The sequence below is a fragment of the Bradyrhizobium sp. WSM4873 genome (assembly GCF_055811355.1).
Genome location: NZ_JBVVPS010000044.1, coordinates 23,296 through 34,044 on the forward strand (window position 1 = coordinate 23,296; position 10,749 = coordinate 34,044).

The following is a 10,749-nucleotide window of genomic DNA, read 5'->3' on the forward strand; positions in this document are numbered from 1 at the left end:
GCCAAGGTAACGTCCAATGCGAGGGTGGATTAGACAATGATAAACCTCCTGCCAGAATGGAGATGACCTTTTAGAGCTCGGTTAGCGTGGCTTCCCTTTTCGGCGAAACGCCGTGCGGCTCCAGTGCTTGTCTGTCGACTTGTACCGGACAGGACAGTGGATGCCGATAACGCGCTGGAGATGGCCGAGATCGAGTACTTGCGTGCGTCTGAGAAGGCCGCCGGGGCGTCCGCTTGCCCACTCCAGCGCAAATGCGCGGGTCAGGAGACCTGGGCCTGTTGAAAGCCAAACCAGATCGGTATCGCCGCGGTTCATGGCCGCGGTGCCCATATCGAGGGCGCGGACGATGACAGGGTGCTCCGGCGTCACGGCGATGAAATTGTTGCCGATCGAACCGTAGTTCTCCTGATGCACTGCAAGTGTCGCCTCTGGATGAAGATAGCTGTCGATCGTTGCAAGGCATCGGTCGTCGGCATCGGCATAGATGCCGCCTCGCGCCGCAAGCCAGGCGAGGCGGAACAGGTCGGCCTGTTGAGCCGGCACGACGGCGCGATCGTAGGCACGAAGGACCTGCACACCGAATTCACGCCTGAGGAATTCTCTCGCGCTGTCATTATCGAAACAAGTCCAGCGGTGACTTGGGTTGAGCTCCCGCCACGATCCCATCAGCTCAGTCACATCCTCCGGCGGATCCCGATCCCAGAATTGCACGATGTGCCGCGGGATTGGACTCTGAGCTCCCGGATCCGATTTGGGCGGTATTACAAATTGGCCATTTTGGCGCAGCGCGATCGCCAGAAGCATCGCAGCTGGCGTGTAGTCCGGATAAGCCGCGAGCATCGCTCGCAATCGGCCGAATTGAACTGCGGGATCGCCAGACAAGATGCTTTGCAGTTCCGCCAAGGCGTCGGCATCCAGGACGAACTCGTCGAGCAATTGTCCGACGTGATTTTGCGACGGGCTGAGGGACTGACCTTTGAGGAGAAGCGAGGATCTGCTGACACGAATGAAGTTCGCGAGCGCTTTCCGTGATGTGTCGATGTCGAGGCTCATCAATGCCGCGCGCGCGAGCTCGAAATGGGCCCATGCATCGCTGGGATTGAGGCGAATGGCCTCCTGATAGGCCGGGATCGACTCGCCGTAGGCGAATCTGGCCTCGGCAAGCTGCCCGCGAAGCAACTCGACCCGCGCGTGGTCGGTTACGCTCGAGGCCGGCGTCGGGCCATTCAACTCCTGCTCGGCCAGCACGTAGTCGCCGGTCATGGTCGCTATCTGGACCTTATGCGACCAGAGCCAGAAATTTGGACGCGGCGCCTCGGCCAAAGCCTGATCGATCGTCTCTTGCGCCCGGGTCCATTCTCGCAGTTGGCGCAGCAGCTCGATTTCCATCCCAGCCATCTCGGGATGCGATCCGAGCCGCTCACGAGCTTCTGCGATCAAGCGGAAAGCTTCATCGCGCGAGCCCGCTTCGAAAGCAGCTCGCGCACCGCCAAGCCATGCCCAAACATTTGTAGGATGTGCGGCCGCTGCGCGGCGATAAATCTCCAGCGCCCCTTCTGCATCGTCGCTTTGCATAGCCAATTCGGCGAGCCCTACGAGGGCTCCGACGTGATCGGCCTCGGCGACAAGGGCTTGATCAAGCCATTGCGTCGCAAGCTGCGGCCGGCCAAGCGCACGCTCCTCGCTCGCCGCTTCAACCATCGCTTGGGCATTGTCCGGGTGATGGGCGATCAGCTGCTTGAACACCACCAGCGCTTCGTCCCGGCGGTCCTGCCGGCGCAGCAGCTGGCCGCGTTGCATCAACGCACGCGCTTCCGTGGGAGCCGAGGCAAGCACTCGATCGATGACCGCGGCACTCTCGTCCAGCTGGCCCAGATCTCTCAGCTCGACGGCCACATCAAGGAGCCGCATTTCGTTGGCTGGCTCAGCAGCCGCCGCCCGGCGGAACGACGCGAGCGCGGCATCGCGATCTCCGCGCCGCCGATGAATGTTGCCGAGAGCTGCGTAACTCTCGGCGTGATCGGGCTGGCTGGCGATGACCTGCAAGAACAGCTCGGCCGCTTCGTCCAGCCGGTATTGGGCGTCAAGCAGATGACCAAGCGCCACGCGGGCGCCGCCATGGTCTGGTTGTGTGGCCAGCGCCTCGCGCAGGGCTGTCTCGGCCTGATCTAACTGCCCCAGGCGGCGAAGTGCGTAGCTAAGGCCTACCAAGGCCGACGGATTCCCCGGCGCGCGCGTAAGCGCTTCCCGGAAACGCTCAACCGCTTCGGTCGGCCGGCCGAGCTTCAAGAGCACGTGACCGGCCTCGATGGGCGCGTTCGGATGCGCCGGATCGTCTCCCACGGCCGCATCAAAAGCAGTCAGGGCCTCGTCGCTGCGTCCGGCGCTTCGGAGCGCATAGCCCAGTCCAAGGTGTAACTCTCGTGATGCCGGCCAATCCCTCAGGGCGTCCCGGTATTGGGCGGCGGCGTCGTCAAAACGTCCGAGATTTCGCAACGAATTGCAGATCTCTTGCCGAATATAGAGTGCCCTTGGATCGACATCGCGAGCACGGTTGAAACAGTCCAGCGAAGCCCCATGGTTGCCGCGGTCTCGCTCGCTGATGCCAAGCGCGTGCAGCGACCCGGCATTTGTCGGTTGCAGGTCAACCGCACGCCGGAACGCCTCTGCGGCAGGGTCCAGCCTTGCAGCCTTGCGATGCAGCCAGCCCATCGCGACCCATGCACTGGCATTCGCAGGCTCCTGCTCGAGGACCGCGGTCAATACCTCGAGGGCCTCATCGAGGGCGTCGATGTCACGAAGAATATGACCCAGTTCTATGCGATAAGTAATGTTGGTGGGGTCAACCGTAATGAGCTTTCGAAACGTCTCAGCCGCTTCCCGATTGCGGCCCGATTGCTTCAACAGCCGCGCGAGAGCCGAGATATGTCCCGCATTTGATGGGGCCTGCTCAATGACGTCTTGCAACAGGGCAATGGCGTCATCGATACGGTTGCTATCGCGAAGGATGTTCGCAGCCTCGACCTTCGCGGCAGTGTTCGTGGGGCTGGTCTTTGCGGCCGACAGGAACGCGTCAAGCGCCTGATCGATGCGGCCCAGCGATTTCAAAGCATAACCAAGCCCCATGGATGCGCCCGCATGACCGGGCTCGAGTTCGAGCACGCGCTGAAAGCAGCGCTCGGCCTCCGCGAGATCACGTAGATGCCTGAAGGTGTGACCCAAGCCGATCAGGCCTGACTTGTTGTCCGCATCGAGCGCAAGGCCGCGCTCGAAAGCGTCCCGTGCCTCGGGGATCTGGACGAGGTGAAGATGATCATAGCCGCATTCGATCGCAGCGGTTACGTTCGAAGGGTCAGCATCGGTTGCCCGGGCAAACGCCGCCAGCGATCCGACACGATCATTGCCTTTCCGGAGTTGGCGGCCTTGCTCGATCAAGCTCCGCGCAGTTTCGGCGGCGTCTGGAGCTGAACGTCCGGCCAACTTCTCGGTTGCTTCGCTATTTTCTAATGGACCTTGCATCGAATGACTTAGATGAGGGGAGCCAATATGGCCGGTCAACGAATCTATTTAACACGGCCCTAGCTGAGGAAAAATGGACCGGCGTCAGAAGGTTAATTTCGGCCGTGAAAAATGAACTTTACTGTCGGCTCTACCATGAATAGACGGTCTATATACCCAAAAACGGGATTGGACTTAATTCTAGCAGGGGCTGAATGGCGGTGTATCACTCGGTGACCGCCGTATGCCGCCTGTAAGGTGGAAATGAATGCCGAAAACTCTCGGGATCATTGTTCCCTATCGCGACAGGGCGGAACACCTTGCGGCACTCATTCCGCACTTACTGGCCTTCTTTGTTCGGGACGCGCTCTGCTCGACAGTTGCCGTCCGGATTATGATTTCAGAGCAGGCCGGCAATCTTCCGTTCAATCGCGGCTTCGTCAACAACGTTGGATTTCAGGCAATGGCGCCAGACGTCGATTATGTCTGTTTCCATGACGTAGACCTCTTGCCCGAAGACGCGGACTATCGCCTGGCAGAGAGGCCTGCGATGGTAATATCGGACGGGCTCAACTCTAGCTTCACCCCGGAATTTATCCGGCAGCTCTTTAGCGCAGTCGTTTTAATGAGCAAGGAGCACTTTAGCTCGGCGAATGGGTTTTCGAACGACTATTGGGGATGGGGGTTCGAGGACGTGGATCTTCGAGAGAGGCTGCTGCGAGTTGGGTGCAGCATCGAGCATCGCGCGGGTCGCTTCAGGCGCTTAGCTCATGTTGATGCCGGAAGCTTTCCGGATGGAGAACCCACGCCAGCGCATGTTAGAAACAGACTTCGTTATGTGGATCTGTGGTTTGAGCAAGTGCAAGGCTTCATTCGCAAGCGAAAAACTGATGAGTTCTGGATGCGCGATGGTTTATCGAATTTAACGCGCATTCAGAGGGTCCATTCGCGGCGTCACTTGGAGAACAGCGGCAATATTGTTGTGGAGCACATCTTGGTTGAACCCCTCCATCAGCCGCAACCGGCAGAGGGCTAAAAAGTCAGCTTAGGACTGATGCCGCAGATCTAAAGCTTTATGCCTACGCGCTTGGCCGTATAGCCCCGTTCCAAAATTGCGGCCCACCACGGCTTTTGATCGAGATACCACTTCACGGTCTTCTCGATTCCGCTTTCAAAAGTTTCTTCCGCGCGCCAGCCAAGTTGTCGCTCGAGCTTTGATGCGTCGATTGCATAGCGATGATCGTGGCCGGGACGGTCAGTAACGAACGAAATGAGGTGACGGCGCGATCCGTCGCTTGTGGGAGCCATGTCATCGAGTAGGTCACAGATTGTCTGGACGACCTGCAGATTGGTACGTTCATTACGGCCACCGACGTTATAGGTCTCGCCGATGTTGCCGCGTTCGAGAACCGTGGTCAGAGCCTTGGCATGATCCTCGACATAGAGCCAGTCGCGGATATTCTTGCCGTCGCCGTAGACCGGCAACGGTTCACCCGCGAGACCCTTGATGATCATGTGCGGGATCAGCTTCTCCGGAAAGTGAAACGGCCCGTAATTGTTCGAACAATTCGTCACCAGCGTCGGCAGATCGTAAGTCTCCCGCCAAGCGCGTACCAGATGATCAGACGAAGCTTTGCTGGCAGAGTAGGGGGAGTTCGGGGCGTAGGCTGTCGTCTCCGTGAAGAGCCCTTCATCGCCTAGCGAGCCAAAGACCTCGTCGGTGGAGATGTGGAGGAAGCGGAACGCCGCACGCTTCTCGGCGGAGAGGGTTCGCCAATGGCGTAGCGTCTCCTGCAGAATCGTGAAAGTGCCGACGATGTTGGTCTGAACAAATTCACCTGGACCATCGATCGAGCGGTCGACATGGCTCTCGGCGGCGAGATTCATCACCGCGTCAGGTTGATACTTCTCGAACAACTTGCGAAGTAACGCGCCTTCGCAAATGCACTGCTTCTCGAATTGATAATGCGGATTGCCTTCGGCGCCAGGTAAGGAGTCGAGATTAGCCGCGTAGGTAAGCTTATCGATGTTGACAACGCGCGCATGTGTATCGCGTAACAAATGTCGCACCACGGCAGAGCCGATGAAGCCGGCCCCCCCAGTCACGAAGATCGTTGAGCCTTTGAAGCGCATCTGGAGCGCCCTCCGTGATTGAAATTACTGTTGGAAAGACCGGGCAACCGATTTCAAGTATTCGCCGTAACTACTCTTGGCCGTCTTCTCTGCCACTTTCTCAAACGCTTTCAGAGAGATGTAGCCCTGCCGCAAGGCAATTTCCTCAGGGCAAGCGACCCGCAAGCTCTGGCGCTGCTCCAGAATCTGTACGAAGTGACTGGCCTCCACGAGAGAGGCATGCGTACCCGTATCAAGCCACGCAAATCCGCGCCCGAGCACCTCGACAAAGAGGTCACCGCGCTCGAGATAGGCGTTGTTGACGTCGGTGATTTCGATTTCTCCGCGGGCGGACGGCTTCACATTCGCGGCGATGTCCAGGACGTCATTGTCGTAGAAATAAAGGCCCGTAACCGCGACGTTAGATTTGGGTTGCTTGGGCTTTTCCTCGATTGACAACGCTCGGCCGGTGGTATCGAGCTCGACGACACCATATTGCTCAGGCGTGTTCACGTAATAGCCAAACACGGTCGCGCCCTTTTTTCGCGCCCCGGCGTGGGCGAGCATCTCTGGAAGGCCATGGCCGTAAAAGATGTTGTCGCCTAGGATCAGGGCGACCGAATCCTGGCCTACAAATTCGCGGCCGACGATGAAGGCGTCAGCCAATCCACGGGGAGCGTCCTGGCTTTCGTATGAGAACCGTACGCCGATGTCTGATCCGTCGCCGAGCAGGCGTTGAAACAGAGGTTTATCCAGAGGGGTTGAAATGATCAGAATGTCGCGAATCCCCGCCAGCATCAGCGTGGAAAGGGGATAATAGATCATCGGCTTGTCGAAAACCGGAAGCAATTGCTTGGATACAACGGTTGTCACGGGGTAGAGGCGCGAGCCAGTTCCGCCGGCGAGTATGATGCCCTTCATGGCCCTCTCACAAATTTACCAATTAAAACGTATCAGATGGAATAGCCGGCACAAGTTCGCTATAAATCTAGAGTAAACAAGGTTTTCGAGCCCCTCATATATCACAATGAATGTTATTGCGACTACGCTTCCTGAGGTTTTGGTTATTGAACCCAAGCTGTTTGGTGACCAGCGGGGCTTTTTCCTCGAAACCTACCGGTTCGACCGCTATGCCGAACACGGTGTCAGCCGCCCGTTCGTACAGGATAACATGTCGCGGTCGTCCTATGGGGTGCTTCGCGGCCTTCACCTCCAAAACCCCTCGACACAAGGCAAGCTCGTCAGTGTCGTGCGGGGCACGGTATTGGATGTTGCTGTGGATGTCCGTGTTGGAAGTCCGAATTTCGGGCGGCATGTGGCGGTTGAACTTAGCGAGGAAAATCGGAGGCAATTGTGGGTGCCTCGAGGTTTCGCGCACGGGTTCGCGGTGCTGTCTGAAACGGCGGATTTTTTTTACAAATGCGATGATCTCTACAGCCCAAAGGACGAACTTGTCGTCCGTTGGGATGATCCCGCCATCGGGATCGATTGGGGCATTCCCAACCCGTCATTGTCGCCGCGTGACGCGGAGGCGCCTTTGCTCGCGGACGTGAAGAATTTGCCGACTTACGGGCAAGTGTAATGCGAATCCTTCTGACCGGGACCAGTGGGCAGGTTGGTGGAGCGCTGTTGCCTCTGCTGAATACTTCGCACATGGTCTTGGCGCCGCAGCGTGCGGAACTCGATCTTTCTCGGCCCGAGACCGTAGCTGAAGCGTTAGATGGCCTAGCGCCCGACCTCATCGTTAATCCAGCTGCTTACACAGCCGTCGACAAGGCGGAGGATGAGGCAGAACTCGCTCTGCGCGTGAACGCAGCATCTCCCGCCGCCATGGCCGCTTGGGCCCGTAAACGTAACGTTCCCCTGATCCATTTCTCTACAGACTATGTCTTCGATGGATCGGGCGAGACACCCTGGCGCGAAGGGGACAGATGCGGACCCCTCTCAAGTTATGGGCGTAGCAAGTGGGAGGGAGAGCGAGCAATCCAGGCATCTGGCGCAGCCCACCTCATTTTGCGAACGTCCTGGGTGTACGCCGCACAGGGAACAAACTTCCTTCGCACGATGACGCGTCTGGCGCGTGAACGTGACGAATTGCGGGTGGTGGCGGACCAGTTTGGCGCCCCAACGGCGGCGGCTTCAATCGCAGAGGCGACATCGGCCATCATTGATCGACGCAAAAACACTGCGGATTTGGCCGAGGATTTCGCGGCGGCAGAGGGGCTCGTCCATCTGGCAAACGCCGGCACAACCTCCTGGCATGGCTTCGCAACAGCGATCGTGGATGGCCTCAAAATGAGAGGTCAGGCAGTCAAGGCTGCGACGATTCACGCCATCGCCACCAGTGAGTTTCCCACCAAAGCAATCAGGCCTGCCAATTCGCGGCTGGACACGTCAAGGCTCCGCCAGGCCTTCGGTGTGTCGATGCCAGGTTGGAGCCAGGCTATGCACCGTGAACTCGATCGTTTGATTCGGCTGGGATAATTCGGGCGCTTCTCAAGATCCGGGGGCTTCTGCCGTTGATCGTCATCGGTCGTAGCGAGCAGATGGTTGGCAAAGCTAACTCCTGCTGATCTGCCAAAAGAGGCGAGCAAGCGGTGGTGAAGCTCTCCGAGCTGCTGGTGCTCAAGTCGAGTCGCGATCATGAGCCGCCTCAAACCGCAGCATCGAACAAGTCAGCATCGAAGGCCGACGTCCGACAGGATCATGGGCTATTTGAGTTTTAAATCTTCAAGTGTTGTTCCTGCCGCAAGTAAGTCATGTACCCATCGCGGCTGACTACCGCGTCCACACCACGTCTGTGACGGGTTGTTTGGGTTTCGGTATTTTGGACGGACACGCGGATATGGCTTCCGCGGCTTGGTCAGGTGAGATTTTAGATTGGTTCGTTGTTGGATCGTCTCGCTAATTTCATGATGATGAAGCAAGAGGTCGTCCAACGACATGGATTGATAGTCCCTCATCGCTACCTCCCCGATGCAAAAAAAATGCTTATGAGATGATCCCTTGGTGGGCGTACGTGACCAGCGCGTGGCCCGGTAAATCGGAAACAAGATTGAAAGAGTCCGCAGTGTAGTCGCCAAGAAGAGTCAGGTGAGCGACTTCTGCTCCGTTTGCGATGGTTAGCGTGCCGCCGGTGTTCGCATTCTGGACGTAACTGATAGTGGCTGAATCGGGGTTGAAGTTGTTCAACTCGATAACGTCCAAATCGTTGAACCCTGAAATCGTACCGTTGAAATGGAAGGCATCTCCGAGCGACAGGGTGCCGCCACTAGCCAGGCCAAAAACCACGTTGGCATTTGAAGCGGCCTCGAACTCAAGCTGGCCTGGGCCATCGATAATCGCTGTGCCGTTTCCGCTAACGGCACCTTTGACCGTCAGATTGGCAGCATTTGCCCAGAGGAAGCCCGAATTGTCGACTGCGCTGACAACGATCAGGCCTCCTGGTCCAGAAGCCTCCAAAATTCCCGCGTTGTGGATCACATTCGAGCCAGTGTCGATGGTAAGCGGTTGGTTGCCTGTCGCGTTGACGTTGCCGGCGTTGATGAAGTTCAGTTGTCCGTTGCCCAATTGGCCTGCACCGGAGATGATGTTGTCCTCGTTGTTCAGGGTGACATTCGGGCTCGTTCCCGAAATGATGTTGCTGTTATCATCCGAGAGCAAAAATTGCCCGCCCCCCTTAAGCGTCAATCCGGGTTGAATGAGCTGCACGATGGTTTCGTCGCCTGCCGCGCTTACTAGGACGGTGCCGGTATTGTTCATTTCTCCACTGATCGGGAGTAAGGCTCCGTCAGAAACTGACATCGTACCAACATTGCTGAACGATGGTGCCAGATCGAAAACGAAATTGCTTGCCGTTAGCGAAGACGATGAGATGCCGGATAGCGTAATAGATTGCTCGTCACCCAACGCAATGACGGCGCTGCCGGAGACATCGTCCAGCATGTGCGCTTGAACGGCGCCGAAGTCGGTGGCGGAAAAGCCGATCAGATCGATTTGATCGGCACGAACATCAAAATTGTAGAGTAGGTCATGACCAATAGGTTGCGAGAACACGATCAAGTCATGACCGCTCGCCGCCGTAAGGAAATCGTCGCCTGCATAGGCGAAGATCGGTGTTCCTTGGGCGTAAGCTTCAACATTGTCAGCCACGACGTGGTTCGTACTTGTACCGTCCTGCGTGGTTACCACTTCAGTTATTTTCAGAAGCGCGGCGCCTTCGAAAGTACCCGGTGTTGTTATCGACAGAGATCCGGGATCGGCTGTTTGCACCGACCAAGTACCATCAGCGCTTCGAACTCCATGGGTTACGATCCAGTCGTCCGCAACGCCGGCGAGTGTGACAGTGACTGTGGCGCCAGATTGCAAGAACGGGTCGGCTAAACCGAGATTGATTTCGGAGCCAGCGACGCCAGCCGGAGCTCGATGCGGCGGATCATCATCGCTGATCGTAATTGTCACGACCTTGGCAGTGCCATCAATGGTCTGAACGGTGAAGGTGTCTTTGAGATGTTGGCCTTCATCGAGCCTGTGTACCGTCGGGTTTGAATAATTGAGCGTATAGGTCCAAATGCCGGACGCCGTCAGTTGATAAGTGCCGTAGCCGTTGCTAGTGGCCGACCCGGCAGGCTTCGGTATGAAGGTATTGGGAGTATTGTCGATGTCGGTGTCGGTTACTTTGCCGGTATCTATTAACTTGCCGCTGCCCGGGCCGTCATCGGGTATCTCCACATTGCCGCTCAGCTTGCCTGAGATCACCGCGGCATCGTTGCTTCCAGCAATAGTAATGTCGATCAGTTGCGAAGCGGTGCCGTCAGCCGATTTCACAGTCAAGGTGTCGTGCACAGTCTGGCCGCCGGCGAGTGCCTGGACCTTGGCGGCGGAGTTATCGAGCGCGTAGCTCCATTCGCCGTTGGCAGGATCGAAGGTGAACGCGCCGTAGGTCCCGGCGAGAGATGCTGGGGTCTGGAAGTGGTCTTGCCCGGTGTCGATGTCCTGGACCGTGAGCGTACCACACGCGGTCAGTTTGCCGTCTTCCTTGACTGCGCCAACCGCTGTTCCCGAGATCACCGCGGCATCGTTGCTGCCGGTGATGGTGACGTCGATGAGCTGCGAAGCGGTGCCATCGGCCGACTTCAC

8 protein-coding genes are annotated in these 10,749 nt (G+C 57.7%); 3 read left to right on the forward strand and 5 right to left on the reverse strand.

All coding sequences use genetic code 11. The features are described from left to right. Nucleotides 1–81: 81 nt before the first annotated feature. Nucleotides 82–3,435 carry a tetratricopeptide repeat protein gene (locus AC0L21_RS34190; RefSeq protein ID WP_473266093.1) on the reverse strand — a complete coding sequence of 1,118 codons (3,354 nt, stop codon included), beginning with the start codon at nt 3,433–3,435 and terminating at the stop codon, nt 82–84. Between the two features lie 331 nt (nt 3,436–3,766). On the opposite strand from AC0L21_RS34190, the gene AC0L21_RS34195 reads away from it, so the two are divergent. Beyond that, nucleotides 3,767–4,534 carry a galactosyltransferase-related protein gene (locus AC0L21_RS34195; RefSeq protein ID WP_473266096.1) on the forward strand — a complete coding sequence of 256 codons (768 nt, stop codon included), beginning with the start codon at nt 3,767–3,769 and terminating at the stop codon, nt 4,532–4,534. A gap of 29 nt (nt 4,535–4,563) precedes the next feature. Here the strand turns inward: AC0L21_RS34195 and rfbB are convergent, their stop codons facing one another. Continuing rightward, nucleotides 4,564–5,631: a dTDP-glucose 4,6-dehydratase gene (rfbB, locus tag AC0L21_RS34200; RefSeq protein ID WP_473266098.1), complete on the reverse strand. Its 1,068-nt coding sequence runs from the start codon at nt 5,629–5,631 to the stop codon at nt 4,564–4,566. A 24-nt stretch (nt 5,632–5,655) separates the two neighbouring features. Next, nucleotides 5,656–6,531, reverse strand: a complete 876-nt coding sequence (rfbA, locus tag AC0L21_RS34205; protein ID WP_456765766.1) for a glucose-1-phosphate thymidylyltransferase RfbA — start codon at nt 6,529–6,531, stop codon at nt 5,656–5,658. A gap of 106 nt (nt 6,532–6,637) precedes the next feature. Here rfbA and rfbC point away from each other — a divergent pair, with 106 nt between their 5' ends. Continuing rightward, entirely contained in the window at nt 6,638–7,192 is a 555-nt protein-coding gene (rfbC, locus tag AC0L21_RS34210; RefSeq protein WP_456765765.1) for a dTDP-4-dehydrorhamnose 3,5-epimerase, read from the forward strand. Then, the gene (rfbD, locus tag AC0L21_RS34215) at nt 7,192–8,094 is read left to right on the forward strand and encodes a dTDP-4-dehydrorhamnose reductase (protein WP_473266102.1); all 903 of its coding nucleotides are present in this window, start codon (nt 7,192–7,194) and stop codon (nt 8,092–8,094) included. Before rfbC ends, rfbD begins: the two co-directional genes overlap by 1 nt. Before the next feature lie 227 nt (nt 8,095–8,321). On the opposite strand, the gene AC0L21_RS34220 is transcribed toward rfbD, so the two are convergent. Both AC0L21_RS34220 and AC0L21_RS34225 read right to left on the reverse strand, forming a co-directional pair. After that, nucleotides 8,322–8,573, reverse strand: a complete 252-nt coding sequence (locus AC0L21_RS34220; protein ID WP_083843201.1) for an H-NS family nucleoid-associated regulatory protein — start codon at nt 8,571–8,573, stop codon at nt 8,322–8,324. 28 nt (nt 8,574–8,601) lie between these two features. Further along, the coding region (locus AC0L21_RS34225; protein ID WP_473266105.1) for a VCBS domain-containing protein at nt 8,602–10,749 on the reverse strand (2,148 nt) is incomplete at its 5' end.